Here is a 25,731-nt window from a genome sequence, read left to right as displayed (position 1 = left end):
GACCCGTATTTACGGCGTACCTTTGCGAGACACTGTCAGGTGGTACGCGCCGGGGCGGACATCTGCGGTAGGCGGCGTGCGTGCCGTGCGCTCCCGGTGACCCGGGAGAGGAAGCCCTGCGCCCGGGGCGAGGCATGCTCGGTGAGCCAGGAGGGGTCGATGTCGCAGACGGCGACGGAGACCTCGGTGCCCGCGAGGGCGAGCGGGAGCGTGTGCACCACGGTGGACGGAAAGCTCAGCACCGTACGCCCTATGGGCCCACGACGGGCCACCAGCTCCAGGGGCAGCTCCGGCCGGACGACCTCCAGGCCCAGCCGCCCGGCTATCCGGCGCAGCTTGTCGGCGCTCTCCCGGCGGTGCGCGAAATAGCGCGTCGCGCCGTGGGCGGCGGCCAGCGCGCCGACGGCCTCCAGATAGCGCTCGCCCTCGACGACCCCGGTCTCGACCAGGGAGGTTCCCACCAGATCGGTGGAGCGGGTCAGCCGCGGCGGGCCGAACGCGGCCCGCGTCCAGGCGAAGCCGTTGACGGTGACCGTCACTCCCGGGGGCGGTTCGACCGGCATCGAGGTGAACAGCTGCACACTTCGGTGGTCGTTCGGGGTGAGCATCCGGCGCGCTGAAGCGGACACCGGCGCGAAGGCCACATCACGCGCCCCCCGGCCTCCGCACGGCCGGTGCCACCGCACGAACCGTTCGCCACGGGCGAGTTGGGCCACGAACTCCATCGTCGCCGTCCCGTCGTCCACCACCACCAGCGACCTCGGCCGGGCGAGCGACAGCAGCAACTGGACGTACCGTGAGAACGGGTCACCGATGACGACGCGGTGCGCAGCGCGCAGCGGCCCGGCGAGGGCGCCGACGGTGCGCAGGGGCGCGCCGACGCCGCCGCGCGCCTCCTCCCAGCGCAGCCGGTGGCCCTGGTCGCGGGCGAGTTCGGCCATGCGGCGCAGCTGGCCGCGGGTCATCGGGTCGTGCGGGGCGAGGACGACGATCACCATGTCGGGCGGTTCGAGCGGGGCGCGGCGCACGTCCGAGCCGCTGGTGCGCTGGGCGGGGACGCCGTCGTCGTACGGCCGGTGGTGCGCTCCGTCGTGGGCCCGGTCGCGCGCCCGGTCGTGCGCCCACTCAAGGACGTTGAGGAGCTGGACCGGGCTCTCGACGAAGGCCAGGGTGCCGGCGGAGAGGTCGTCCGGGACGCTCATCGGCGGGCCCGTCGGACCGCGGCCGGGTGGCGGCCGGCGGTCGGCTCGACGACGCCCGCGACCCGGCGCAGCTTGCGCATCGGGCCGAGCTCGCTGTCGTAGACCCGCTTGATCCCGTCGCCGAGCGCCTCCTCGACGACCCGTACGTCGCGCACCAGCCGTGCCAGGCCGCCCGGTTCGACGGAGGCGGCCTGGTCCGAGCCCCACATGGCGCGGTCCAGGGTGATGTGCCGCTCGACGAAACAGGCGCCCAGCGCGACGGCGGCCAGCGTGGTCTGCAGGCCCGTCTCGTGACCGGAGTAGCCGATGGGGACGTTGGGGTACTCGGCCTGGAGGGTGTGGATCACCCGCAGGTTGAGCTCGGCGGCGCGGGCCGGGTAGGTGGAAGTGGCGTGGCACAGCAGGACGTTCCCGCTGCCGAGCACCTCGACGGCGTGCCGGATCTGCGCGGGCGTGGACATCCCGGTGGAGAGCACGACCGTGCGCCCGGTGGCGCGCAGGGTGCGCAGCAGTTCGTCGTCGGTGAGCGAGGCGGAGGCGACCTTGTGGGCGGGGACGCCGAACTTCTCCAGGAAGGCGACGGACTCCACGTCCCAGGGCGAGGCGAACCAGGCGATCCCGCGTTCCCGGCAGTGCTCGTCGATCCTGCGGTACTCGTCCTCGCCGAACTCCACCCGGTGGCGGTAGTCGATGTAGCTCATCCGCCCCCAGGGGGTGTCGCGTTCGATGTCCCACTGGTCGCGCGGGGTGCAGATCTCGGGGGTGCGCTTCTGGAACTTCACCGCGTCGCAGCCCGCGTCGACGGCGGCGTCGACGAGTGCGAGGGCCGTGTCGAGGTCGCCGTTGTGGTTGATGCCGATCTCGCCGGTGACGTAGACGGGGTGGCCGGGGCCTACGGGACGGTCGCCGAGGTGCCGGATGCGTGCGGCGGCGCCGGTGGGGGTCATGGAGCGGTTCCTTACGTGTGGGTGGGGACGGGTGGTACCGGGTTCGGAGCGGGGGTCAGAGCTCGGGGCCCAGGAGCCGGCCGGCGATCTCGCGGACGGCGCCGCGGCCGCCGGGTGCGCGGGTGACGGCCCGCGCGGCGTCCCGTACGGCGGGGTGCGCGTCGGCGACGGCCACGGGCCAGCCGACGAGACGGAGGCAGGGCAGGTCGTTGACGTCGTTGCCGGCGTAGAGCACGCGCGCCGGGTCGATGCCGCGCTCGTCGCACCACTGCTTGAGGACGGCGTCCTTGGTGTCCGTGCCGTGCACCACCGGCACCCTCAGCTTGCGGGCGCGGGCGGCGACGACGGCGTTCACCTCCGTGGAGAGGATCAGCAGGGCCAGTCCGGCGCGGCGCAGGGCGGCCACGCCGAGCCCGTCGCCGCGGTGGACGGCGACGAGTTCGCGGCCCTCGGCGTCGACGAGGACGCGGTCGTCGGTCTGGGTGCCGTCGAAGTCGAGGACGACGGCGTCGATGTCGTCCCGGGAGGGGAAGTCCGGGGCGTCGGAGTTCGGAGCGTCGAGGAGGGGCGCCAGGGCGCGGGCGCGGGCCAGATCGTCCGGGTCGTCGATCTCCAGGACGCGGGCGGGGTCGGTGGGCACGGGCTCGGTGCGGCCGAAGAAGCGGTGGCGGGCGGCGCGGAAGCCGGCGGCGCGCATCGCGTAGGCGGCCCCGGTCTCCAGGAGATCCTGGGGCCGGTCCTGGCGCCGGGGCCGGTGCTTCTTGTCGTGGTTGACGCCGTGGGCGCCGTCGCCGGAGCATCGATTTCCGGCCATTTCCGGGGCGGTCTCCCCGGCCCGCCAGAGGAAGCCGTGGAAGGGCGCCACGGTCAGCGCGCTGTCGGCGCCGCCCTCGGTCACGGCGGCGGCCACCGCGTCGATGTCCCCGGCGGTCAGGAAGGGGCTGGTGCACTGCACCAGCAGGACGGTGTCCACCGCGCGCCCGGTGGCCGCCTCGTGGGCGTCCAGGGCGTGCAGCACCGCGGACTCGCTGGTCGCGGTGTCCCCGGCGAGCTCCGCGGGCCGCTCGACCACCGTGGCGCCGGCCTCCCGCGCGGCGGCCGCGACGGCGGGGTCGTCGGTGGAGACGACGACGTCCGTGACCCGCGCCGCCGCCCGGCAGGCACGGACGGCGCGGACGACCAGCGGCACGCCGCCCACCCGGGCCAGGTTCTTGCCCGGCACCCCCTTGGACCCTCCGCGGGCGGGGACGACGGCCAGGACGGCGGGCATGGCATGCTCCTCGGGGGCGGTGGGGCAGGGCGCGGGTACGGGTACGGGCGCGCGCTCGGCGGACGGCACGGGCCCGGCCCCCCTCACAGGTCCCCCATCCGCCGGATCACCGGCGCCACCCGCTGGACGCCGTGCCGGTACGCGCCGCGCGCCGCGTCCCGCAGGACGCCCCGGGCCGCGCGGCGCAGGGCGCCCTCGTCGGCGGGCCGCGCCGCGCGGCCGGGCAGCGGGCGGCCGCGGGGGTCGAAGCCGTGGCGGGCGAGGATGCCGGGCAGATAGCCGGGGGCCGTCTCCGCCGTGTAGTACGGCGCGAGGGGCGGCGGTCCTGGGGGCGCGAGAAGGCCGGCCACGCGCTGCCGGGCGGCCTCGAACGCCCCCTCGGTGTCCACCCCTTGGCGGGCCAGCCACTCCGGTTCGGGCTTGGGGAGGTGCCCGGCGTCGAGCCGGTCCCAGGAGGCGAGGCAGCCGGAGCCGAGGAAGTGGTGATTGCCGAGCTGTTCGCGGATCCCGAGGTCGGTGAGGACCGCGGTGGGCACGCCCCGGTGCAGCGCCTCCAGGGCGGCGGTCGAGCTGACGGTCACCAGCAGGTCGGTCCGGTCCAGGACCTCGCCCATGTTGCCGTAGACGAGGCGGCAGTTGGCGGGCAGCCCGCCCGTCACCCGGGACGCCAGCCTCTGGTACGGCAGCTCCTCGATGTGCGTGGTGTGTTCACCGGGGCGGCTGCGCAGCTTGACCAGGACCTCGCGCCGCGGGTGCAGCCGGGCGTGCCGCGCGGCGCGCTCCAGCAGGTACAACCGGTCCTCCCGGCGGTCGGGGACGGAGGGCTGGGCGGCGAACACGACGGTGTACGGCCGCACTTCGGGAGCGGCCGGTTCGTACGGAGCGCCTTCCAGGAAGGGCAGCGCACACTCGACGACGCTCCCCGCATCGGCACCCACCCCCTCGTACACCGCGCGGAACCGGTCCGCGTCATGGCGGGAGTTGGCCAGGACGACGTCCGCCCCGTGCCGCAACAGCAGCCCGTCGGCGAGCTTTTCGTAGACGACGCCCACGTATCCGGTCACGACCGCGGGCCGCCGCGGCGCGCCGCGCCACGCGTGGGCCAGCCCGTGCAGCAGGGCCTGCACCGCGCCGCCGACGCAGGCGAGCAGGACGACGTCGTAGCGGTCCGGGGCGGCGGCAGCGGCGAACTCCGGCCCCGTCACCTCCGTCAACCGCGTCCAGTCCACGCCGACTTCGGCGAGCTGCCGCGGCGTCGGGGTGGCGCGTCCGCGGAGCAGGAATCCGTCCGGGCGGGCGCCGGGTGCGAGCCGGTGCGCGGTGAGCGCTCCCCATTTCCACCGGGTGTCGGAATCCGCGAGGACGGCGACCCGGGGCGGGGATTCGGTACGCGAAGGCGCTGAGGACGAAGGCGCAGAGGGCACGGCACCGACGATAGGAATTGATTCGGTTTGGCTGACCAACGCGAGCTCAACAATCGGTAAACAGCACACCGACGCCCGGAGAATCGGTTGACGCACGCACCGGGTTCACCATTCCGCCGTGCGTCGTTCACTTCCGCTTGTGCCGGTGGACAGCACGAATGCCGGGTCGTCACCTACCGTGACGCGAGTGGTCAAGCTCTCCGTCATCGTGCCGTTCTTCAATGTGCAGACCTACGCGCAGGACACCCTGCGGAGCCTGAATGCGAACGCCCACCGGGATTTCGAATTCATTCTCGTCGACGATTGTTCGACCGACGGGACGGGCGAACTCCTGGCACGCGCGGAACGCGAGCTGCCCGGCGCCGTCCTGGTCCGCCACACCACCAACGGCGGCCTCGCCACCGCCCGCAACACCGGACTGGACGCGGCGCGCGGCGAGTACCTGACCTTCCTCGACGGGGACGACTGGCTCGCCCCGGGCCACCTGCGCCGACTCCTGGCCGCCATCGAGGAGTTGGACGTGGACTTCGTCCGCACCGACCACGTCCAGTGCACCGGCCGCACCCGCACCGTCCACCGCGTCCCGCACGGCCGCCGCGGCGTGCCGCTCGACCCGCGCGACGCCATACTGCCCGCCGACCGCACCACCGCCGTGGACTATCCCTACGCCTGGGCGGGGATCTACCACCGGCGGCTGCTCGACGCGGGGCTGCTGCACTTCCGGCACGGTCTGCGCACGGCCGAGGACCGGCCCTGGATCTGGCGGCTGCACCGGGAGGCGGACAGCTTCGCGGTGGCCGGACTGCTCGGCGTCTTCTACCGCCGGGGCGTCGCCTCCTCGCTCACCCAGATCGGCGACGTACGCCAACTCGATTTCCTCCGCGCATTCGACCAGGTGCTCGAAGAGACGGCCCGCGACCGGGACGCCGAGGCCCTTCTCCCGAAAGCCGTGCGCACCTATTGCGCGATCATTTCCCATCACCTCGGCTCCATCGAACGATTCGAACCCGATGTCGCCCGGTCCCTGCGTTCGATGAGCGCCGCCGCCATGAAACGGATGCCACCGCGATTGCTGAACGACGCCCTGAATTCCATGGACGCGGACCGGGCCCGGCGGCTGCGCCGCGTCAAGAGGCGGGTGGCGGCCCGATGACCCGGCACCCGACGACCCGCAGGCCGCGCACCCAACTCCTCCTCGTTTCCACCCTCTACGGCACGGCGACCCTCGCCGCCGCCCTCGACGCCGGACTCCTCCCCCCGGCCGACCGGCGTCTGCTGCTCGTCGCCAACAACGCCGCCGTCCCCGAGACCACGCCCGGCCCCGACCGCGCCCCCGGCTTCGACCGGCTGCGCGCCCGCTTCGACGGCGTGCTCTCCTGGAACGCGACGATCAGCCCTTTCCACCCCGCCGGCTGGTCGCCCCGCCCCGACGACTCCCCCCTGTGGGAGCGGCACTTGAGGCTGCTGTGGGGGCTGGGCGACGACGACGTCGAGATCGTCCTGGAGTCCCTCCAGGTCAACCCGGCGCTCGCGCTCGCCCAGGTCTTCCCCGGGGCACCCCTGGACGTCTACGCGGACGGGCTGATGAGCTACGGCCCCACGCGCAACAAGCTCGACCCGCTGATCGGCACCCGCGTCCGCCGCCTCCTCCACCTCGACCTCGTACCCGGCCTGCGGCCGCTGCTGCTGCGGGAGTTCGGCGTCACGGCCGAGACGATCCCCGGCGAGATCTTCGCCAAGGTGCTGGCCGACGTGGCCGACGCGACCCCCGAACTCCCCTCCGTTCCCGAGGAGTCCGCGCTCCTGCTCGGCCAGTACCTCTCGGCGCTGGACATCCTCGCCCCCGAGGAGGAGGAACGGCTGCACGTGCGCATGCTGCGCGGCGCGGTCGCGCGCGGCCACCGCTCCGTCGTCTTCAAGCCGCACCCCACCGCGCCCGCCCGCTGGTCGCGGCTGCTGGAGGAGGAGGCCGCCCGGCTCGGGGCGGACCTCACGGTCGTGGACTCCCCCGCCCTCGCGGAGGTCCTCTACCAGCGCCTGCGGCCCGCCCTCGTCGTCGGCTGCTTCTCCACCGCCCTGATGACCGCCGGCGCCTTCTACGGCCTCCCGGCCGCCCGCACCGGCACCGACCTGCTGCTGGAGCGGCTCACGCCGTACCAGAACAGCAACCGGGTCCCGGTGACCCTCGCCGACGCGCTCCTCCCGCCGCTGGAGGACCCGGAGAAGGCCGTCCGCGCGGGCGACACCCAGGAGTTGCTCACGGCGGTCGGCTACGCGATGCAGCCGCAGATCAACCCGGATCTGCGCCCGGCCGCCGAGCGCTACCTGACCCGCCACCTGAACCCCTCCACCCGGCGCTACTTCAAACGCCGCCGCCTCACCGCCCTGGCGCTCCCCGGTGCCATCCCGTCCCAACTCGCCTTCCTGCCCCGCAATCCCACCGTGCGCCGGCTGGCGCGCCGGGCCCGCACCGTGCAGCGCCAGCTGAGCAGGAGGAAGCCGACATGACGGCCACCGCCCCCGCCCCGTCCGTGGAACGCAGGGAAGAACCGCCGCCGAAGCGCCGGGGCGGGCGGCTGTACGCCCTGGACGGGCTGCGGCTGGTCGCCGCGCTGATGGTGGCGCTGTACCACTACGGCGGCCGGGACGGCGAGATCGCCACCGCCTGGGGCGCCTCGCCCCGGCACGAATTCCCGCGCCTCTCCACGGCGTTCGCCTACGGCTGTCTGGGCGTGCAGATCTTCTTCGTCATCAGCGGCTTCGTGATCTGCATGAGCGGCTGGGGACGCCCCCTGCGCTCCTTCTTCGCCTCGCGCGCGGCCCGGCTCTACCCCGCCTACTGGGCCGCGATCCTGCTGGTGACCCTGGTCTTCGCGCTCCCCTGGGTCACCTACAAGACCGCCTCCGTGAGCGATACTCTCGTCAACCTCACGATGCTCCAACAGCCCGTCGGCGCCGAGCGGGTGCTCGGGGTGTGCTGGACGCTCTGGGCCGAGGTGCGGTTCTACGCCCTCTTCGCGCTCTTCGTCGTCCTGCCGGGCGCGACGAAGCAGCGCGTCACCCTCTTCTGCGCGGTGTGGACGCTCGCCGCGGTGATCACCACGGCCGGGCACATCGAGTCCCTCCGGGTGGTCACCATGCCCGAACACGCACCGTTCTTCATCGGCGGCGTCGGCCTCTACCTCGTCCACCGGTACGGGCACTCGGCCCTGTCCTGGGGCATCGTCGCGTCGAGCTTCCTCATCGGACAGCACTACGCGGTGGCGGGCCTGTGGCACCCGCCCAACCCGCACTATTTCTCGTACCGTTCGCCGTCCGTCATCATCGCGGTGCTGGCGCTGGGGTACGCGGCCGTCGCGCTGATCGCCACGGGCCGCGCGCACTGGGCGAGTTGGCGCCGGCTGCCGCTGGCGGGCGCGCTCACCTACCCCTTCTACCTGGTGCACGAGCACCTGGGCTGGGTGGTCGTCGGCGCGCTGCACCGGGGGCTGGGCCTGCCGTCGTACGCCGTCTTCGGGCTGACGATCGGGCTGATGCTGGGGCTGGCGTGGGGGCTGCACGTCCTGGTGGAGCGACGGCTGACGCCGGTGCTGCGCGGGGCGCTTGATCGCTGAGCGCCCCAAAAGGGGCGCGGGGAACTGCGCGACCAGCCACTGACGGCCCGCAGCCGACCGACCGCACGTCCAGCGGAGCGCTCGGGACGTACGCAGACGAGCGGCCGGTGCGGGCACCACGGCGGTCGGGCACCGCACGACCCGCGCCGGTCCACCCCGCCCGCGCCTCAGCGCGGCACCGCGGCCTCCACGCCCGCGATCACCGCGCGCAGCCCCGCCTCGAAACCGGCCTCGGGGTCGCCGAAGAGCTCCGGGCCGGCCGCGACGGCGAGGGGGTAGTCCGCCAGCCGCCGCTCGCGCTCGGCGAGGTCGATGCCCTCCACGCCCTGCTCGGGGTGCCCGGTCGTGGACTGCTCCTCGATGACGTAACCGATGGTGTAGCAGTACACGGTGTAGAAGGCGCGGGCGGCGGCGCCGGGAGGGAATCCCTCCTCGACCAGCACCCGCAGGGAGACCTGCATCGTCTCCGCGTAGGAGTTGTCGGTGAAGCGCGTGCCGCTGTAGACCTTCGCGCCGTCCCGGTACGAGAGCAGGGCCCGGCGCAGGGCGCGGTGGAACCCGGCGAGGGCGTCCCGCCAGTCGGTCATCCGGAGCAGGGCCTCGAACTCCTCGGCCCGGGACATGCGCCGCAGCATCTCCGTGGCCATGGCGTCGAGCAGGTCGCGCTTGTTCTTGAAGTGCCAGTAGAGGGCCGGGGCCCGGACGTCCAGCTCCTGGCCGATGCGGCGCAGGGTCAGGCCTTCCAGGCCGACCTCGTTCAGCAGCTCCAGGGCGGTGTCCACCACCTGCTCACGGTCCAGTCTCGTTCCCACCTTGACAGTTTAACGGTGTTCAGCCCACCCTTAACGTTGTTAAATTGAACGCCGTTAAGGAAGCCGTTAAGGAGCACTGCCATGCATGCCGCCACTGATGTCCTGATCGTCGGCGCCGGCCCGACCGGCCTGGTCCTGGCCTGCGAGCTCGCCCGCCGGGGCGTCCCGTACCGGCTGGTGGACGCCGGCGACGGCCCCTTCCCCGGCTCCCGGGGCAAGGGCCTCCAGCCGCGGACCCTGGAGATCTTCGAGGACCTCGGGATCCTCGACGCGGTGCTGGCGTCCGGCCACCGGCTGCCGCTGATGAGCGCCTGGCAGGACGGACGGCAGGTCGGGGAGTGGGACATGATGACGCGGACGGAGCCGACGCCCGACGCCCCGTTCGGCGAACCGTGGCTGCTGCCCCAGTGGCGCACCCAGGAGATCCTGCGCCGGCGGCTCGAAGAGCTGGGCGGCAGCGTCGAGTTCGGCACCCGGCTGACCGGCTTCGAGCAGGACGGGACGGGGGTCACGGCCCGGTTCGACGGGGGCGGGACGATACGCGCGGCGTACCTCGTCGGGGCGGACGGCGGGCGCAGCACCGTACGGGCCGCGCTGGGCACGCCGTTCACGGGGGCGACCGTCGACCCGGCCCCCATGATCGTGGCCGATCTGGAGGTGCCCGGGCTGGCCCGGACGCACTGGCACACCTGGAACCTCCCCGAGGGGGCGCTCGCCCTCTGCCCGCTGCCGCGGACGACGGCCTTCCAGCTGCTGGCGGGCTATGCGACCGGGGAGCCCGACCCCTCCCCGGCGGGGGTACGGGCGCTGGTCGCCGCACGCACCGGCCTGACGGCGGAGACGGTGCACTGGTCGTCGGTCTTCCGCGCCCGGGCCGCGATGGCCGAACGCTTCCGCACGGGGCGGGTGTTCCTGGCCGGCGACGCCGCGCATGTCCACTCCCCCGCCGGGGCCCAGGGCCTCAACACCAGCATCCAGGACGCGTACAACCTCGGCTGGAAGCTGGCGCACGCCCTGCGGCGGGGCGGGGACGACGCGCTCCTCGACTCCTACGAGGCGGAGCGGCTGCCCGTCGCGGCGGGCGTGCTGGGCCTCAGCACCCGCATCCACCGCGCCGGGGGCGACGGCGGCCGCCCGATGATGGGCCGCCGCGGGAAGGAGGCCCATCAGCTGGACCTCAACTACCGGGAGAGCCCGCTGTCCTGGGAGGCCCGTTCCGGCCTCGCGGACGGCGCGCTGCGGGCCGGTGACCGGGCGCCGGACGGGGTGACGGACGACGGGGGGCGGCTGTTCGAGGTGTTCCGGGGGACGCGGTTCACGCTGCTCGCGGTCGGCCGGCACGGCGAACTGCCGCAGGTGGACGGCGACCTGGTCCGGGCGCACGCCCTCGACGAGGCACCGGCGTACGGGCACGGACTGTTCGTGATCCGGCCGGACGGGTACGTCGGGCTGGCGACGCAGGAGCCGGGGGACGTGGAGAAGTATCTGCGGACGGTGGCCGGGGCGGCGGCGTAGGAGACCGCGCCCACGGGCATCCTCCCTCCGTCCCCTTCAGCCCCCGAATCACCCTGAATTACCCTGATTCACCTCTGGAACGGGAGGACCGCCCATGTCCGCATCCGACGCCGTGCTGTCCCGGCGGAACGCCGGCCTGCTGCTGGGCGGGACAGCGGCTGCGCTGCTCACCGGTACCGGACGGGCCTCCGCGTCCACGCCCAACACATCCGGCGGTGGCCTCGTGTTCCACAACGGCGACGTGATCACCATGGATCCGCGGTGGCCGAGAGCGACGGCGGTGGCCGTACGGGCGGGCAGGATCGTGTACGTGGGCGGCGACGCCGGGGCCCGCGCCTTCGCCGGGCCCGGCACCGAGGTGGTGGACCTGCGGGGCCGGACCCTGTTGCCCGGCATCGACGACACCCATCTGCACGCGGCCGTCCACCGGTTGAACCTGCCGCCGTACGCGCTGGACCTCGGTCCGGGCGCGGTGCGGTCCGTCGCCGACATCGTCGCCGCGGTGGCGGCCGAGGCCGCCCGCACCCCGAAGGGCGAGTGGATCCGGGGCGCCGGCTGGAACCCGTACCGCCTGTCCGAGCAACGCGGCCCGAACCGCGACGACTTGGACCGGGCGGCGCCGGACCACCCGGTCTTCCTCCAGGACAACGGCTATCACGTCAGCGCGGTCAACTCCCGCGCCCTCGCGCTCGCCGGGATCACCGACGGGGGACCCCGCCAGCCCGGTGTCGAGTACGACGCCACCGGACGCCCCACCGGCGTACTGCGCTACGGCGCCCAGGCGCTCGTCCAACTGCTGCTCCCGCCCCGCACCCGGGAGGAGCGCAAGCAGGCGATCCGGGACGCGATAACCCACCTGCACGCACAGGGCATCACCAGCTTCACCGACCCGGGCCTCGGCCCCGGCGGCGAAGGGCTCGGCGGCGGAACGCAGGGGACGGAGACCCTGGAGGCGTACGCGGACCTGGCGCGTTCCGGTGCCCTGGACGCGCGCGTGAGCGCGCTGTTCCTGCCCTGCTCCCAGTCGGGCGGGTCGGCCGCCGCGGTCGAGAAGGCCCTGGGCGAGTTCACCCCGCCGACCGGGGTGGATCCCCACCGGCTCGCGGTGCGCGGGGTCAAGCTGTTCTCCGACAGCGGCGGCGACCTGCTGGTCGCCGGCGACACGAACGAGCAACGGGCCGCGGAACTCACGGAGATGATCCGTCTCGCCCACGCCGCGGGCTATCAGGTCGGCGTGCACTGCTACCGCTGGGTGTCCACGGTCGTGGACGCCTTCGTCGCCGCGTCGCGCCGCCATCCGCGGCCCGACGCCCGGCACATCGCCATGCACGGCGCGTTCGTCACGCCGGACCTCCTGCCCACGATGGCCCGCCATCGAATCGGCCTCGGCCCGCAGCCGCAGAGCTGGGCGAACGCCGTCCACAGCGCGTCCCAGGGGCCGTCCGGCGACGCGTTCCTCCCATGGCGCTCGGCGGTCGACGCGGGCGTCCCCTTCCTCGGCAGCTCGGACGCCCCGGTGAACGCACCGGACTGGCGGGCCGGAGTACAGGCCCTGGTGACGCGGCGCGGCACGTGCGGGGAGGTGCACGGACCGGAGCAACGCCTCACGCTGGAGCAGGCGTTGACGGCCTACACGGCGACGGGTGCCTGGCAGGACTTCGCGGAGGGGTGGAAGGGATCGGTGAGCGTGGGGAAGGTGGCGGATCTGTGCGTGATGGGTGGTGATCTGCGGGCGACGGCGCCGGACGAGATCGCTACGGTGCCGGTGGTGATGACCGTCTTCGACGGGCGGGTGGTCCATCGGGCGCGATAGCGCCAGCTCCGACAAGCTGCAGCTTCACCGCGCTGCCATGGCCCTTTTCAAAGCTTCGCGGTGTTCCCATGTCCACGGCGCGTTCCGCAACTCGGCGGGCAGCCCGGCGAGTCCGGCTTCGATGTGGTCCACGGCGTCCCCGTAGCGAGCGAGTCCGAGGTTCGCCAGCCCCATGTTCAGGCGGTTGAACTCGGGCGTCAGCCAGTAGGCCGTCTTCGGGGGCGGCAGCGCCGCGGCGGGTCCGACTTGGGCTTCCGCGTTCTCGACCATGCGAAGGGCGTCGTCCCTCGCTCCCAGCTCCGCCAGACCGGCGGCCGCCTGAAGCATGTCCCCGAGACGTTGGGCAGGGTGCGCGCCCGGAGTGTACGCGGCTGCGGAAAACCAGCGGGCGACTCCTTGGGGACGTCCCTGCTGCCGCGCGAGGTATCCCTTGAAGTTGAGCGCCTGTGCGGCCAGCGTGCCGTTCCCCACCTCGTCGGCCAGCTCCACCGCCTCGTTCAGAAGCTGCACTGCCCCGGCGTCCTGTCGTTCCTGGGCAAGCAGCCATCCGCCGAACTGGACGAACTCCGAGGCGACTTCTGTCAATCGGTCGCGCTGGGGGCCCCTGGCCCCCTTGAGCAGCCGGATCACCTCCTTCATCTGCACCAGGGTCGCCGGGATCATCGACTCAGGCCTGACCGTGTCGTCCAGTCGCCGATACGCGGCGAGTACGCCCGCCAACGCTTCCACCGACCCCGCATCCAGCCGGGAGGGGTTGGCGACGCTGCGGGCCATCCGGGACCGGTCATCGGCCTGGAGCACGATGGAGGCCAGCGCATCCCCGGTCCCGAGCAGGTCATCGAGCGAACGGGCCAGTTGGGACGACGGTCGTTGCTTCCCGTTGAGCACCCGGGACAGGTACGCGAGGTCGTAGTTGATCGCCTGTGCAGCAGCCCGCATCGAGTAGCCGGCATCCCGCAGAGCTCGGCGGGCGAGGTCGGCGAAGTCATCTTCACGCATCGTGAACCTCAGTGGGGTTGACCGACTGGGTTCCCACTGTAGTCAAGGCCGGTCAACTCCCGTGTCAGCCGTCCATGGGCCGAGCATGACCGCATGAACGAGCCGACTCGACGCAGCAGCGCACGACTTGGGCTGCTGCGTCCGGAACTAGAGCCGAGCCCCACCAAGGCACTTGTCGCCGAGAGCCGTCGGGTGTGCACCCGCGGCAACGGCGGTGGCAGCACCCGAGGGGAGGGCCGATGACGGCGCTGCCCCCACCGATCTGGGACCTGCCCGGCATGCCGTGGACTCACATGAGCGGCCCGCTCCACCACCCGACTCCTGACGAGTGCGGCATCTGCCGCCGTCTCGGCAGCGCGATCGACGACGCCGAGCAAGGAGGCCGGATCGCCCACGCGAAGCTCTACCGCACGCAGCAGGCGGACCACCAACGGAAGTACCCCCACAAGGGCATCACATGACTCGGCTCAGTGTCGCCGAGGAAGGAGTGCGTGAAGATGGGTAAGAAGGATTTCGAGAACGCCGGGGAACCTTGGGACCCGCACGCCGGCCAGGAGCAGGTGACCGATCCCGACACCCGCGTCTCCCAGAACGGGGATGTGCACAGTTCGCACGCCGACGACAAGGACCGGGACGGACGATGAAACACGGCGAGGACCTGATCCAGGACCTGAGGGAACAGGGCTTCATGCGGTGTGAAACCACGCCGGACGGCAAGTCCGTGGTCATGCGGAAGCGTGACCGGTGGACCGTGGTCCCTTTGCGCTGGCTCACCGATGAAGCCGTGGACACCATCAAGACCCAGGCCGGGATCAGCCTCGTCTGAACCATGTCGCAACGGCCCCGCTCGTACGCCTGCCTCGGCTCGGCGGGGCCTTTCACTGCGAGCGGCCCGCGAGTGTGGCGAGCGCATCCGTAAGACAGCCCGAGGAGGCACTGCGTGACGCTGCAAAGGGCCATCGCTGTTGAGCACATGAACGGCTCTGCGGCTGCTCAGGCAGGGGATGCGTTCATGCCGATCTACGCCGAGGCATTCGCGGAGCCGTCGTACGACGAGACCGCGGATGACGTAGCAGCAACCTTCCGGCGCTTCCGCTCCCAGACTCGCAAAGGCACCTTCCGCGTGGCTCTGGCCCGGGCGGAGAACGGCGAGCCGGTAGGCATGGCGTACGGCTGCCCCCCTGGGCCCCAACACGGGCTGGTGGGATCAACTGACCGAACCCGTGCCCGACGAGATGCGACGCGAGGACGGACGCCGCACCTTCGAACTCATGGAACTTGCTGTGCGCGAGCCATGGCGTCGGCAGGGCGTCGCGCGCCGCCTGCACGAAACACTGCTCGACGGCGTCCGGGCCGAGCCAGGCGCTGCTCAATGTCCACCCGGGCAGCACGGCGACGACGACGGCCTACCGCGCGTGGGGGTATCGCAAGATCGGTGAGGCGCGTCCGTGCCCCGATCCACATCGTTCTCGGCCCACCTCGACCCTCTGGCGCCTCAACGCCGCGCGTGGCGGACCTTCAACCGTCCGAACCCCATGGTCCCGGATATCCGGATCCTCGGCCCGCCGGGGAGGGAGCGCCGCCGGGTCTTGTAGCGCGTGTCCTTCCACCCGGTATGCAGATCGTCGAATTCGACGATCGCGTCGCGAGGCACCGTGATCCTGGCTCTGCCGGTGTCGAGTTGCAGCTCGATGTCCACCACCGGATGCTCGATGACCGCCCGGGACAGGTCCAGGTGCACCCTTCCGAATGGGGACGTGACCTTGAGGGCCCGAGGCACCCGCCATGCGCCGCGCCGCTTGATCCGTCCACTGGCGGCGGCAATCGTGGACGTTGCGCCCGCGCTCCCCTCCGGGAGCGAGGCCAGAACCGACGCAAGCTCGCTGTGCGTCTTGACGGTGAGCACCTAGTGATGATGCTCGTCCATCTCCTCGTGCGAGATGCGCCCTTCGGCGTATGCCTCCTGTACACGCTGCACGGCCGCGTCGCGGTCGGCTTCACTGGACAGTGACGGCAGGTCTTCCGGCAGAGAAGTCACCGTTTCGCCCTAGGGCTCTCCGGTGGGTCGCACGACCACCTCGCTGGCCTGGAGCACGGCCGACGAGGAGTCGGCCTCCTGCCGCGCCCATCAACTCGCCGCGGACACCCACGAACACGCCCGATCGCTTGGGCGGCGACAAAGCGTACTCGCCCCGCCGGACCGCCGGCTTCGACAGGACGATCTACAAGCGCCGCAACAGAGTCGAGCCAACGATCACCACGCTCAAGGGCTTCCGTGCCGTAGTCGCCTGCCGCGACAAGAGCGCGTACATCTTCCACGGCACCATGACCGTCGCGGCCATTCGCCTCCGGCTTCATTCATGGCCCGCTGAACAGCCCGTGGCTCTCCTCCTCTTCGGCCTCCTCGCCAGCGGCTCCCTTCCGAACGTCCCGAACGACCTTCCCCGAGCCCTGGACGCCCCCCCACATCAGCGACCCGTCGGACACCTCCTGGAAATGCCGCGAACTCGTACCCCGGACGCAGGGAGACGGTGCCGAGAAAAATGCCTGGGTGTCCCCCTGTGGCCCACTTAAGGTGATCGCATGAACCTCAAGCGGATCGCGGCTTTCGTGGCCGCCGCCACGATGACCCCTGCCCTGTTCCTCGCCACCCCGGCAGTCGCCGCCGACGCCGCGCCGACGGCAGCGGCCGACGAGGCAGCAGCCAGTCCGGTCCTGTCCTTCAAGAATGTCCCGGCCTCCTTCACCGCGGGCGGCGACTGGTCGAACTTCTCGATAACCATGGAGAACCGCACCGCGCAGACGCTGACCGACTTCCACGCCTCGCTCTCGTTCCAACAGGGATGGAGCACGAAGGAGGACATCAAGCCCGGCGACTTCGAGCTGGAGTACTACGCGGGCGGCCGCTGGCATCCCGTGGAGTTCCAGTTTGATTCCCACCGCTTCTTCGGCAATGTGTGCCCGCAGGCCGACCCGGTCGCCGGTCCGCACGCCTGGGGCCTGAACTGCCCGGCGCCGATCAACGCGCTCAAGCCGGGGGACACCTACGCCCTTGATCTGCGGGTGCGTTTCACCTCGAGCGCGCCTGCCGCCAAGTACATGCTGACCGCCGCCGGTTACATTCCCGTCCCTGGAAGCAAGGACCCGTACCCGCTGCCCGTCTTCACCGATCGGTACCGCTTCACGGTCCAGCCCGCACAGGCAGCTGCACGGCCCTAAGAGGCCATCTCATTTGGTCGCAACGTGTGGGGAATCCGCGACAAGTTGAGCCATCTCGCGCAGGCGGTGCCAGTACTCAGGGTCGTCCGCCTCGCTGAGTGCAGGTATGACCCGGTCCAGGCGGACAATACAGCGAAGCAGGATGCTTCGACCCCGTGCTTCGAGCTCGCCACCGTTCTTGACCCAGATGAAAACCCAGCCTGCGGTTTCCGAGTCCAGCATCACCAGGTCGAAGCCGGCCCGCTCCGCGCCGCCCAATCTGGGAGGAAAGGGCAATTCCATGAACTCTTGGTACAGGCGCGATACGGCCTCAAACACAGTTTCTTCACTCACGCGGACCATCATGGCGCAGCTTTCACAGCGCCTGGAGTCGTCCTGAGTCTGCGGTGGCAGATGAGGGTGCAGGCCGTGCGGGTGCCGCGGCGGTCGAAGGATCGCCGAGGACGGGGACACGGACCTCGTCTCCCTACTTCCTGACCGGGCCGCCGCCGACACCTACATGCCTACGGCTTGTGGGGCCGTGAGGTGGGCCCGCCTCACGGCAGAGGCATCAGCCGACTGACCCACCATTCGGTGCACCTGGTGCCAGCCCACAAGGCAGGAAGCGCGGTGCAGGCAGTGGAGCTTCGAAGAACACCGGCACTCCATCACCGCACCGCCTCGATATCGCCCGCCTAGATCCGCGACCCTATGGACAGGCCCTAGTGCCGGGCAAGCGCGCTGGGCATCTGACGAGAAAGCCGACCCCGTCATGACACGGACCGGGACTCCGCACGCGAGAATTGCACGCGTTCACCGTTCTGCGTCTCCGACAGCCGCTACGAACGAGGACCACGCGGGCGCGGAAGCCGTCAACACGGGACCATCAGGACGCTTACTGTCACGGACCGGTATGACGCCGATGGATACGAACGCGGGGGCCCACTCGATGCATTGACCGCCATTCCCTTGGCTGTAGCTGCTCTTGACCCACTCCGCGTGTGGAAGGTCAAGGGACGTGTCTGGTGGCTCAGGAGCGTTCACCGTTCCATGTCCCTGACGGCCGCTACGAACGAGGACCATGCGGGTAGGGAAACCGTGAACACAGGTCCGTCAGGGCACTTGCTGTCCCGGACGGGTATCGCGCCGACGGATACGAACGCGGGGGCCCATTCGACGCAGGTTCCTCCGTTGCCCTCGCTGTGGCTGGACTTGACCCAAATCGCGTGGGCCAGGCTGCGGGTGGGATTCATGGTCGTACGCCTCCATGACGTGACGGATGCGGGAGAGTGAATCGGGAAGCGACAGGGCGTTGGCACGCAATCGATCGTACGTAGCACGCGCCTCGGCGACTTCCTTCGGCGCATCGTGCACATGGCCCTGAACGTAGCTTTCCGCGTAAAGGACTTCGGTCCGGTTCTGCTGCTTGAGCAGGATGAACGGCGCCCGCCTCGCCGGGGTGTCGCCGAGGGGGAACACCTGGACAGTGATGAGTGGATGCCCGGCTGCCGTCACAAGGTGCCGCATCTGTCCTCGCATGACAGCCGGGCCGCCCATGCCGGACCACAGCGCGGCCTCGTGCAGGACGACCCAGAGCGACGGGGGGTTGGGCCCCTCGAACAGCTCCCGGCGCCGCATACGATCCTCCACCCGCTGTTCGATCCGAGCCGCCGGGTCATCCGGACAGGCCGCTCGGTACACGGCTTCCGCATACTCGGGGGTCTGCAGAATGCCCGGGACCAGAGCAGGTGAGTAATCGCAGATGCTCACCGCCCCGCGCTCCAGCTGGAGATAGGGAATCATCCAGATCGGATTCCCCGCGTCAGCCGCCCGCTGCCGCATCCGCGCATACACCCCCGGCGTCCCGAACGCCTTGTCGCACTGCTCGGCGAACTGGGGGCTGGCGAGCTGCTGCCCCCTCTCGACCTTGCTCACATACGGCTGCTGGACCCACAACCTGGACGCGAGCATCTCCTGTGTCCACCCCCGGGCCTCCCGGGCGTACCTGATCTCCCGTCCGAACTCCTCGGCCGGAGGGACGAGTTCGCCTGCCATGCGTTCAACTCCCCCGCTTGCCCACGCCACCTGGAAGGGAAAATAGCCTTCCCGGCACCCCCACAGCGGGTGGAATCCGAACCTCACGTTTGATGCCCGCTACACAGGAGCGGGACACGCGGAAGCCCCGCCGAACGCAGGCACGCGTTCGACGGGGCTCCCGGGCAGAGGGTGGGCTACACCACCAACGACAGCAGCATCACAAACCCCAGCCCCACCACCGAGATGATCGTCTCCATCACCGACCAGCTCTTCAGCGTCTGGCCGACGTCCATCCCGAAGTACTCCTTCACCATCCAGAACCCCGCGTCGTTCACATGGCTGAAGAAGAGCGACCCGGCTCCCACGGACAGGACCAGCAGCGCCGCGTGCGCCGTCGACATGTCCGCCGCCAGCGGTGCCACCAGGCCCGCCGCCGAGATCGTCGCCACCGTGGCCGAGCCCGTCGCCAGGCGGATGCCGACCGCGATCAGCCATGCCAGCAACAGCGCCGAGACCGACCAGGACTTGGAGAAGTCCAGGATCATCCGGCCGACGCCGACGTCGATCAGCGTCTGCTTGAAGCCGCCGCCCGCGCCGACGATCAGCAGGATCCCCGCGATCGGGACGAGCGACTTCTCGACCGTCGAAGCGAGCCGGTCCCGGCCGAAGCCGGCCGCGCGGCCGAGGGTGAACATGCCGACCAGCACGGCCGCGAGGAGGGCGATCAGCGGGGAGCCGATGACGTCGGTGACGCGCTGCACATGATCCTTGGGGTCGTCGACCACGACGTCCACCAGCGCCTTCGCCAGCATCAGCACCACCGGCAGCAGCACGGTCGCCACCGTGACGCCGAACCCGGGCCGCCGCTCCAGCTCCTCCGACGGGCGCTGCGGGACCAGCTTCTCCGGCGGGGCGACGTCGACCCAGCGCGCGGCGACGCGGGAGAACAGCGGTCCGGCGATCACGGCCGTCGGGAGGGCGATCAGCACGCCCAGCGCCAGCGTCACACCGAGGTTGGCGCCGATCGCGTCGATCGCCGCGAGCGGGCCGGGGTGCGGCGGCACCAGGCCGTGCATCACGGACAGGCCGGCCAGCGCCGGGATACCGATCCGCATCAGCGAGTGCCCGCCCCGCTTGGCCACCAGCAGCACCACGGGGATCAGCAGCACGATCCCCACCTCGAAGAAGAGCGGCAGCCCGATGACGCCCGCGATCAGCACCATCGCCCAGGGCATGGCCCGGCCGCCCGCCTTCGCCAGGATCGTGTCGACGATCTGGTCGGCGCCGCCGGAGTCGGCCAGCAGCTTGCCGAGTATCGCCCCGAGGGCGATGAGGACGCCGACCCCGGCGACGGTCGAGCCGAGGCCGGTGGTGAAGGAGGCGATCGCCTTGTCCAGCGGCGCCCCGGCGGCGGCGCCGAGCACCAGTGACCCGAGGGTCAGGGCCAGGAAGGCATGGAGCCGGAACCGGGTGATCAGAAGGACGATGACGGCGATGCCGGCGAGTACGGCGATGCCCAGCTGTGCGTGGCCCGCGGACGTGATCGGTCCGGCGGGGGCCGCGGCCAGCATCTCGACGCTGAGAGTGCTCACGGGGCTTCCTAAAGGGAAAGGTGGGGGGCTAGAGAGCGCGCAGTCCGGTGACCGCGCGTTCGGCGATGACGGCGGCCGCGGGGGCGACGTCCACGGCGACCCCGGCCTCGTCGGCCTCCAGCGGCTCCAGGGTCGCGAACTGCGAGTCCAGGAGCCGGGTCGTCATGAAGTGGCCCTTGCGGGCCGCCATCCGGGCCGCGATCAGTTCGCGGGACCCGGTCAGGTGCAGGAAGACGAGGCCGGGCGCGGCGGCCCGGAGCCGGTCGCGGTAGGCGCGCTTGAGCGCGGAACAGCTGACCACCCCGCCCCGCCCGGCCCGCCCGTGCGCCCAGGCGCCGATCGCGTCGAGCCAGGGAGCCCGGTCGGCGTCGTCCAGCGGGACGCCGGAGGACATCTTCGCGATGTTGGCGGGCGGGTGGAAGTCGTCGCCCTCGGCGTAGGGGACGCCGAGAGCCTCCGCGACCAGGGGCCCGACCGTGGTCTTGCCCGTGCCCGCGACGCCCATCACCACGACGACGTGGGGGGATGCCATGCCTGAGTACCTCACTGTCTCCTGCGGACTGCCGCCCCACTGAAACCCAAGACGTACGACGTATTCAAGCCCCTGTGACGTAAACGTCATACTTAATCCGACTCGGCATGGACACGTAGGCTGATCCCATGACCAACCAGGGGCAGGGGCTGCACGCACGCGTGCTCGACTCCCTCGGACCCGCGATCACGGCCGGTGCGTACCCGCCGGGCAGCGTCCTGCGCACGGACGAGCTGGAGGAGCGCTTCGACGTCTCGCGCACCGTCGTCCGCGAGGTGGTCCGGGTCCTGGAGTCCATGCACCTGGTCGCCTCCCGGCGGCGGGTCGGCGTGACGGTCCTGCCCCCCGAGGAGTGGAACGTCTACGACCCGAACGTGATCCGCTGGCGCCTGGCGGGCCCCGACCGCCCCCGCCAGCTCCGCTCCCTGACCGTGCTGCGCTCGGCCGTCGAACCCGTCGCGGCGGGCCTCGCCGCCCGCCTGGCCACCCCCGAACAGTGCGCCGAACTCACCGAGCACGCCCTGGGCATGGTCGCCACCTCGCGCGGCCAGCAGCTCGACGCCTACCTCCGCCACGACATCGCGTTCCACCGGGTCGTGCTGCGCGCCTCCGGCAACGAGATGTTCGCCCGCCTCGGCGACGTCGTCGCCGAGGTGCTCAGCGGACGCACCCGTCACCAGGTGATGTTCACCGACCCGGACCCGGCCGCGGTCACCCTGCACGTCCGGGTCGCCGAGGCCGTCCGCGCCCACGACGCGGTGCGCGCCGAGGAGCTGACCCGGGAGATCGTCACGGGGGCGATGGCGGAGCTGGACATCCTGGCGCCGTAGCGGTCCCGGGGAAAGGTCAGCCGGCCGACAGCGCCGGTTCGTGCCCCGTCGGCCACCGCTCGAACCACCGCTCCTCCGCCTCCAGTTGACCGGCCAGCGACAGCAGCAGCGCCTCGCTCCCGGCCGGGCCCAGCAATTGCGCCCCCAGCGGCAGCCCGCCCGCGGTGAGCCCGGCGGGCACGTTCACCGCGGGCCAGCCCAGCACGTTCCACGGCCAGGTGTACGGACACGCCGTGATCATCGCGGAGTCCGTCTCCCGGGCCGACAGCCCGTCCAGCGCCCCGACCGGCAGCGGCGGCGCGGCCGTCGTCGGCGTCAGCAGCACGTCGTACCGCCCGAACAGCTCGCCCAGCCGCGCCCGCAGGGGCCGCTCCGCCGCCCGCGCCAGCCGCAGCACGGGGCCGCCGAGCAGCGTTCCGCCGCGTACGTTCTGCCGGGTGCGCGGGTCCAGCAGGCCCGGGTCCGGCACCCGCCGGGCCAACTCCCGTACGCCGCCCATCGCGCGCGGCACGAACGCCGGCCCCACGAGCCCGTAGCGCGGCTCCTCGGCCACCACCTCGTGGCCCAGCTCCGCAAGGCACGCCGCCGTCCGCTCGACGGCCGCCCGGGCGGCGGGCTCCAGCCGGTGCCGGACCGCCGCGTACGCCGGCCGCAGCGAGAGCGCGATCCGCAGCCGCCGCGGCTCCCGCACGCCGAACGGTTCGGCGGCCGCGACCCCCAGCAGCAGCGCCGCGTCCGCCACCGACCGCGCCAACACCCCATGGCAGGTCAGCCCGTTGAACACCTCGCGCTCCGGCCAGGTGGGCACCCGCCCGCGCTGCGGCTTGACCCCCACCAGATGCGTCCAGGCCGCCGGGATCCTGACCGACCCGGCCCCGTCCGAGCCCAGCGCCCCCGCCACGATCCCCGCCGCCACGGCCGCCGCCGACCCGCCCGACGAACCGCCGGGCGTCCGGCCGGGGTCCCAGGGATTGCGCGTCACCCCGAACCCGGGGCCCTCGGTCATCGGCCACTGCCCCAGCTCGGGCGTGTTCGTCTTCCCGACGATCACCGCCCCGGCCGCCCGCAGTCTGCGGACGACCGCGCCGTCCGCCTCCTTCGCCGGGAACTCCCCGCGGCACCCGAACGCCGTCGGCAGCCCCGCCACGTCCATGTCGTCCTTGACCGCCACCGGCACCCCGAGCAGCGCCCGCCGCTCCCCCGCCGCCCGCAGCCGGTCCGCCGCGTCGGCCTCCCGCAGCGCCTCCTCGGCCCGCACCCAACGGAAGGCGTTCAGGGCGTCCCGCGTCCCCTCGATCCGGCGGAGCGCCGCCTCGGTCAACTCCCGTGAGGACACCGCCCCTTCGGCCACCAGCCGCACCTGCTCAACGAGCCCTGTCACCGGTCCACTCCCCTCGCCGCACGGACGGACTCACGGTAAGGGCACACCAGTCCGGAGCGCATCGGGATCCGGCCACGCTCCCGTACGCCCCCGGGACCCCCTTCGCGCCGCACCACGGGCGACTCCGGCGCCACCGGCCCGGGTAACGTCTCACCGTGTGCAGTTGTGGCTCCTGAACTCCTTCTCCACTCCCGCCCTGGTCCTGCTCGTCGTCGGCGTCCCGACGCTGCTGACCGTCGCCGGGGCCCTCCTGCTGCACCGTCGGTACCCGGCCCTCTCGACGGGCAAGTACAACAACGTCGTCGAGGTGCTCCTCGGCATGTTCGGCGCCATCTACGGCATCATCCTGGCCTTCGTCATCGTCACCCTCTGGACGCAGTTGGAGACCACCCAGTCCGTCGTCGCCACCGAGGCCACGGACCTGGCGCAGATGGTCCGCGACGTCCGCTCCTTCCCTGCCGAGCAGCGCGACGGCATCACGAAGGACATCGACGCCTATGTGCACGGCGTGGTGAACGTCCAGTGGCCGCTGATGCGGGAGGGCCGGGCCGACTACACTGCGACGGCGGCCAAGCTGGACCGGATCTACACCGACCTCCAGGCGTACGAACCGCGGACGTCCACCCAGCGGGCCTTCTACGAGCAGACCCTCGACCGGCTGAACGACGTGGTCGCCCAGCGCCGCGCCCGGCTGGAGCAGAGCTCCGAGCAACTCCCCCTGCTCATCAGGGCCCTGGTCTTCGGCGGGGCGCTGGTCGTCCTCGCCGTCATCTGCCTCTTCGGCAACCGCAGGAAGAGCGTCCAGATCCTCTTCGTCGCCTCCGTCTCGGTGCTGATCGGCTTCAGCCTGCTCCTGGTGCTCGTGCTCGACCGGCCCTTCAGCGGCGACCTCAGCGTGGGCCCGGAGCCGTACAAGGCGGGGGCGCTGGCGGTCTACTGGGGGGCCGCCGGGGGTTAGCCCCACCCCCCGGCCGCCTGCTGACCGCATGGGCAACGGGCCACGCCGTCACAAGAATTGCCCCCATGAAGACCCAGCGCCGCAACGCCCTCCTCCTCACCGTCTCCACCGCCGCCGTCGCCGCCGGCCTGGCCGGGGTCCCGACGACCCAGGCCCAGGCGGCCACCACGCTCAAGTGGAGGCCCTGCGTCCAGGAGAAGGGGCCCAGCGGGCAGGAGTGCGCCGAGCTGACCGTGCCCGTCGACTACCGGCAGCCGGACGGGGAACGGACGACGCTCGCCGTCTCACGCATCAGGAGCGAGAGGCCCGAGGCGCGGCGCGGGACGCTGCTCGTCGTCCCGGGCGGGCCCGGAGGGTCGGGAGTGCAGCGGCTGACCGACAAGGGGAAGGCGCTGGCGAAGGAGTTGAAGGGGGCGTACGACCTCGTCGCACTCGACCCGCGCGGAGTCCGCGGGAGTGCCCGGGCCGGGTGCGGGCTCGCGCCGGAGGACCGGGACCTGGTCAACCTGCGGCCCTGGCCCGGGCGGAACGGGGACATCTCCGGCAACGTCGCCCGCGCACGGCGGATCGCCGACGCCTGCTCCCGCAACGGCGGACCGCTCGTCGGAAGCATGACGACGGCCAACGAGGTGCAGGACATCGAACAGTTCCGGCAGGCGCTGGGAGAGGAGAAGATCTCCGCGTGGGGCGTGTCGTACGGGACGTATGTGGCGGCACAGTACGCGCAGAAGTACCAGGAGCACACCGACCGCGTCGTGCTCGACAGCAGTGGCGACCCCGACCCCTCGCGCGTCGCGCGCGGCTGGGCGGCGAACATGTCGCAGGCCATGGAGGACCGCTTCCCGGACTTCGCCCGCTGGGCCGCCGCCCCGGAGCAGAAAGAACTGCGCCTGGCACAACGGCCCGAGGACGTCCGGCCGATGTTCCTCGCGCTCGCCGAGCGGCTCGACCGGCAGCCGAAGCCGACGGCCGAGCAGGACCCCGACGGCCGGCGGAAGCCGGGCAAGGTACGGCTGGACGGCAACCGGCTGCGGCAGGCCCTCCAGCAGACCCTCTACGGCAACGACTTCACCCCGCTCGCCGAGCTGATCAGGGACGCCCGGGACCCGCGGAGGACCCCCGTGCTGCCGCCCTACCTCGCGCGGCCGCTGCCCGACGAGGACGCGGCGGTCACCGTCGCCACGATCTGCAACGACGTCCGCTGGCCGCGCTCCGTCCGCTCGTACGCCCGGGACGTGGCCGCTGACCGGGCCCGGTACCCGCTGACGGCGGGGATGCCGGTGGGCGTCTTCCCGTGCGCGTTCTGGAAGAACGACGCGGCCGGGAAGCCTGTCCGCCTCACCCCGGACGGCCCGTCGAACGTCCTGATGATCCAGAATCTGCGCGACCCCTCGACCCCGTACTTCGGCGCCCTGAAGATGCGCGAGGCGCTGGGGCAGCGCGCCCGGCTCGTCACGGTGGACGGCGGCGGCCACGGCGTCTACCTCGGCAACGGCAACGCCTGCGGCGACCGGGCCGTCACCGGCTACCTCGTGGACGGGAAGCGGCCGGACGCGGACGCGTACTGCCCCGCCCCCTAGAACGGCCCACCAGAACAGCCCGCTGGA

Annotated in this window: 24 protein-coding genes and 3 pseudogenes; 13 read left to right on the top strand and 14 right to left on the bottom strand. The window is 71.9% G+C overall.

What is annotated here, in order from left to right; translation table 11 throughout:
• Nucleotides 1-35 precede the first annotated feature (35 nt).
• The 4 genes from AB8735_RS23075 to AB8735_RS23060 all read right to left on the bottom strand — a co-directional run bounded on the left by AB8735_RS23075 (nucleotide 36) and on the right by AB8735_RS23060 (nucleotide 4,843).
• Nucleotides 36-1,202 carry a hypothetical protein gene (locus AB8735_RS23075; protein WP_372409086.1) on the bottom strand — a complete coding sequence of 389 codons (1,167 nt, stop codon included), beginning with the start codon at nucleotides 1,200-1,202 and terminating at the stop codon, nucleotides 36-38.
• Nucleotides 1,199-2,149 (bottom strand): N-acetylneuraminate synthase family protein, encoded by a 951-nt coding sequence (locus AB8735_RS23070; protein ID WP_344023737.1) that lies wholly within the window; start codon nucleotides 2,147-2,149, stop codon nucleotides 1,199-1,201. The genes AB8735_RS23075 and AB8735_RS23070 overlap by 4 nt, the downstream gene beginning before the upstream one ends.
• Before the next feature lie 55 nt (nucleotides 2,150-2,204).
• Nucleotides 2,205-3,419 (bottom strand): cytidylyltransferase domain-containing protein, encoded by a 1,215-nt coding sequence (locus AB8735_RS23065; RefSeq protein WP_372409082.1) that lies wholly within the window; start codon nucleotides 3,417-3,419, stop codon nucleotides 2,205-2,207.
• An 83-nt stretch (nucleotides 3,420-3,502) separates the two neighbouring features.
• Nucleotides 3,503-4,843, bottom strand: coding sequence for a DUF6716 putative glycosyltransferase (locus AB8735_RS23060; protein ID WP_372409080.1), 1,341 nt, complete (start codon nucleotides 4,841-4,843; stop codon nucleotides 3,503-3,505).
• A gap of 187 nt (nucleotides 4,844-5,030) precedes the next feature.
• On the opposite strand from AB8735_RS23060, the gene AB8735_RS23055 reads away from it, so the two are divergent.
• Genes AB8735_RS23055 through AB8735_RS23045 form a run of 3 tightly spaced genes read left to right on the top strand, consistent with a single transcriptional unit; the run spans nucleotide 5,031 to nucleotide 8,457 of the window.
• Complete coding sequence (locus AB8735_RS23055) at nucleotides 5,031-5,996, top strand: glycosyltransferase family 2 protein (RefSeq protein ID WP_344023742.1); 966 nt, start codon at nucleotides 5,031-5,033, stop codon at nucleotides 5,994-5,996.
• On the top strand, nucleotides 5,993-7,351 hold the full coding sequence (locus AB8735_RS23050; protein WP_372409079.1) for a polysialyltransferase family glycosyltransferase: 1,359 nt from the start codon (nucleotides 5,993-5,995) through the stop codon (nucleotides 7,349-7,351). Before AB8735_RS23055 ends, AB8735_RS23050 begins: the two co-directional genes overlap by 4 nt.
• Nucleotides 7,348-8,457, top strand: a complete 1,110-nt coding sequence (locus AB8735_RS23045) for an acyltransferase family protein (protein ID WP_372409078.1) — start codon at nucleotides 7,348-7,350, stop codon at nucleotides 8,455-8,457. The genes AB8735_RS23050 and AB8735_RS23045 overlap by 4 nt, the downstream gene beginning before the upstream one ends.
• Before the next feature lie 167 nt (nucleotides 8,458-8,624).
• On the opposite strand, the gene AB8735_RS23040 is transcribed toward AB8735_RS23045, so the two are convergent.
• Complete coding sequence (locus AB8735_RS23040) at nucleotides 8,625-9,269, bottom strand: TetR/AcrR family transcriptional regulator C-terminal domain-containing protein (protein ID WP_372409076.1); 645 nt, start codon at nucleotides 9,267-9,269, stop codon at nucleotides 8,625-8,627.
• Nucleotides 9,270-9,350: 81 nt separating this feature from the next.
• On the opposite strand from AB8735_RS23040, the gene AB8735_RS23035 reads away from it, so the two are divergent.
• Together AB8735_RS23035 and AB8735_RS23030 are read left to right on the top strand one after the other, a co-directional pair.
• On the top strand, nucleotides 9,351-10,784 hold the full coding sequence (locus AB8735_RS23035) for an FAD-dependent monooxygenase (protein ID WP_372409075.1): 1,434 nt from the start codon (nucleotides 9,351-9,353) through the stop codon (nucleotides 10,782-10,784).
• A 94-nt stretch (nucleotides 10,785-10,878) separates the two neighbouring features.
• Complete coding sequence (locus tag AB8735_RS23030) at nucleotides 10,879-12,597, top strand: amidohydrolase (RefSeq protein WP_372409074.1); 1,719 nt, start codon at nucleotides 10,879-10,881, stop codon at nucleotides 12,595-12,597.
• 24 nt (nucleotides 12,598-12,621) lie between these two features.
• Here AB8735_RS23030 and AB8735_RS23025 read toward each other — a convergent pair whose 3' ends face one another.
• Entirely contained in the window at nucleotides 12,622-13,596 is a 975-nt protein-coding gene (locus AB8735_RS23025) for a multiprotein-bridging factor 1 family protein (protein WP_372409073.1), read from the bottom strand.
• Nucleotides 13,597-13,835: 239 nt separating this feature from the next.
• Here AB8735_RS23025 and AB8735_RS23020 point away from each other — a divergent pair, with 239 nt between their 5' ends.
• The 4 genes and pseudogenes from AB8735_RS23020 to AB8735_RS23005 form a co-directional block, all read left to right on the top strand.
• Nucleotides 13,836-14,057, top strand: coding sequence for a hypothetical protein (locus tag AB8735_RS23020; RefSeq protein WP_372409071.1), 222 nt, complete (start codon nucleotides 13,836-13,838; stop codon nucleotides 14,055-14,057).
• A 36-nt stretch (nucleotides 14,058-14,093) separates the two neighbouring features.
• Entirely contained in the window at nucleotides 14,094-14,240 is a 147-nt protein-coding gene (locus tag AB8735_RS23015) for a hypothetical protein (RefSeq protein ID WP_372409070.1), read from the top strand.
• Complete coding sequence (locus AB8735_RS23010; protein ID WP_372409069.1) at nucleotides 14,237-14,422, top strand: hypothetical protein; 186 nt, start codon at nucleotides 14,237-14,239, stop codon at nucleotides 14,420-14,422. The genes AB8735_RS23015 and AB8735_RS23010 overlap by 4 nt, the downstream gene beginning before the upstream one ends.
• 147 nt (nucleotides 14,423-14,569) lie before the next feature.
• Nucleotides 14,570-15,045 (top strand): annotated as a pseudogene (locus AB8735_RS23005) (GNAT family N-acetyltransferase); the annotation flags it as partial.
• A gap of 46 nt (nucleotides 15,046-15,091) precedes the next feature.
• Here the strand turns inward: AB8735_RS23005 and AB8735_RS23000 are convergent.
• Nucleotides 15,092-15,634 (bottom strand): annotated as a pseudogene (locus tag AB8735_RS23000) (DUF1707 domain-containing protein).
• A gap of 545 nt (nucleotides 15,635-16,179) precedes the next feature.
• Here AB8735_RS23000 and AB8735_RS22995 point away from each other — a divergent pair.
• Nucleotides 16,180-16,815 carry a hypothetical protein gene (locus tag AB8735_RS22995; protein ID WP_372409067.1) on the top strand — a complete coding sequence of 212 codons (636 nt, stop codon included), beginning with the start codon at nucleotides 16,180-16,182 and terminating at the stop codon, nucleotides 16,813-16,815.
• 9 nt (nucleotides 16,816-16,824) lie between these two features.
• Here the strand turns inward: AB8735_RS22995 and AB8735_RS22990 are convergent, their stop codons facing one another.
• The 6 genes and pseudogenes from AB8735_RS22990 to AB8735_RS22965 form a co-directional block, all read right to left on the bottom strand.
• Nucleotides 16,825-17,148, bottom strand: a complete 324-nt coding sequence (locus tag AB8735_RS22990; protein ID WP_372409065.1) for a hypothetical protein — start codon at nucleotides 17,146-17,148, stop codon at nucleotides 16,825-16,827.
• Nucleotides 17,149-17,607: 459 nt separating this feature from the next.
• Nucleotides 17,608-17,877, bottom strand: coding sequence for a DUF397 domain-containing protein (locus AB8735_RS22985; RefSeq protein WP_372409064.1), 270 nt, complete (start codon nucleotides 17,875-17,877; stop codon nucleotides 17,608-17,610).
• Nucleotides 17,835-17,954: pseudogene (locus tag AB8735_RS22980) on the bottom strand (DUF397 domain-containing protein); the annotation flags it as partial. The gene AB8735_RS22985 and the pseudogene AB8735_RS22980, both read right to left, overlap by 43 nt.
• Nucleotides 17,908-18,849: a Scr1 family TA system antitoxin-like transcriptional regulator gene (locus AB8735_RS22975; RefSeq protein WP_372409062.1), complete on the bottom strand. Its 942-nt coding sequence runs from the start codon at nucleotides 18,847-18,849 to the stop codon at nucleotides 17,908-17,910. The pseudogene AB8735_RS22980 and the gene AB8735_RS22975, both read right to left, overlap by 47 nt.
• A 176-nt stretch (nucleotides 18,850-19,025) precedes the next feature.
• The gene (locus AB8735_RS22970) at nucleotides 19,026-20,423 is read right to left on the bottom strand and encodes a GntP family permease (RefSeq protein WP_372409061.1); all 1,398 of its coding nucleotides are present in this window, start codon (nucleotides 20,421-20,423) and stop codon (nucleotides 19,026-19,028) included.
• A gap of 28 nt (nucleotides 20,424-20,451) precedes the next feature.
• Nucleotides 20,452-20,955, bottom strand: a complete 504-nt coding sequence (locus AB8735_RS22965) for a gluconokinase (RefSeq protein ID WP_372409059.1) — start codon at nucleotides 20,953-20,955, stop codon at nucleotides 20,452-20,454.
• Between the two features lie 128 nt (nucleotides 20,956-21,083).
• Here AB8735_RS22965 and AB8735_RS22960 point away from each other — a divergent pair, with 128 nt between their 5' ends.
• A complete protein-coding gene (locus tag AB8735_RS22960; protein ID WP_372409057.1) occupies nucleotides 21,084-21,785 on the top strand; it encodes a FadR/GntR family transcriptional regulator in 702 nt (233 codons plus the stop codon).
• A 16-nt stretch (nucleotides 21,786-21,801) separates the two neighbouring features.
• On the opposite strand, the gene AB8735_RS22955 is transcribed toward AB8735_RS22960, so the two are convergent.
• Nucleotides 21,802-23,166 carry an amidase gene (locus AB8735_RS22955; RefSeq protein WP_372409056.1) on the bottom strand — a complete coding sequence of 455 codons (1,365 nt, stop codon included), beginning with the start codon at nucleotides 23,164-23,166 and terminating at the stop codon, nucleotides 21,802-21,804.
• 157 nt (nucleotides 23,167-23,323) lie between these two features.
• Here AB8735_RS22955 and AB8735_RS22950 point away from each other — a divergent pair, with 157 nt between their 5' ends.
• Together AB8735_RS22950 and AB8735_RS22945 are read left to right on the top strand one after the other, a co-directional pair.
• Nucleotides 23,324-24,124 carry a DUF4239 domain-containing protein gene (locus AB8735_RS22950; protein WP_372409055.1) on the top strand — a complete coding sequence of 267 codons (801 nt, stop codon included), beginning with the start codon at nucleotides 23,324-23,326 and terminating at the stop codon, nucleotides 24,122-24,124.
• A gap of 65 nt (nucleotides 24,125-24,189) precedes the next feature.
• Nucleotides 24,190-25,704: an alpha/beta hydrolase gene (locus AB8735_RS22945; protein WP_344023767.1), complete on the top strand. Its 1,515-nt coding sequence runs from the start codon at nucleotides 24,190-24,192 to the stop codon at nucleotides 25,702-25,704.
• The last annotated feature ends 27 nt before the right edge of the window (nucleotides 25,705-25,731 follow it).

The sequence above is a fragment of the Streptomyces luteireticuli genome (assembly GCF_041519305.1).
Classification (GTDB): Bacteria; Actinomycetota; Actinomycetes; order Streptomycetales; family Streptomycetaceae; genus Streptomyces; species Streptomyces luteireticuli.
Note: the sequence above shows the minus strand (reverse complement) of the source record. Positions and strands in the feature narration are given on the sequence as shown.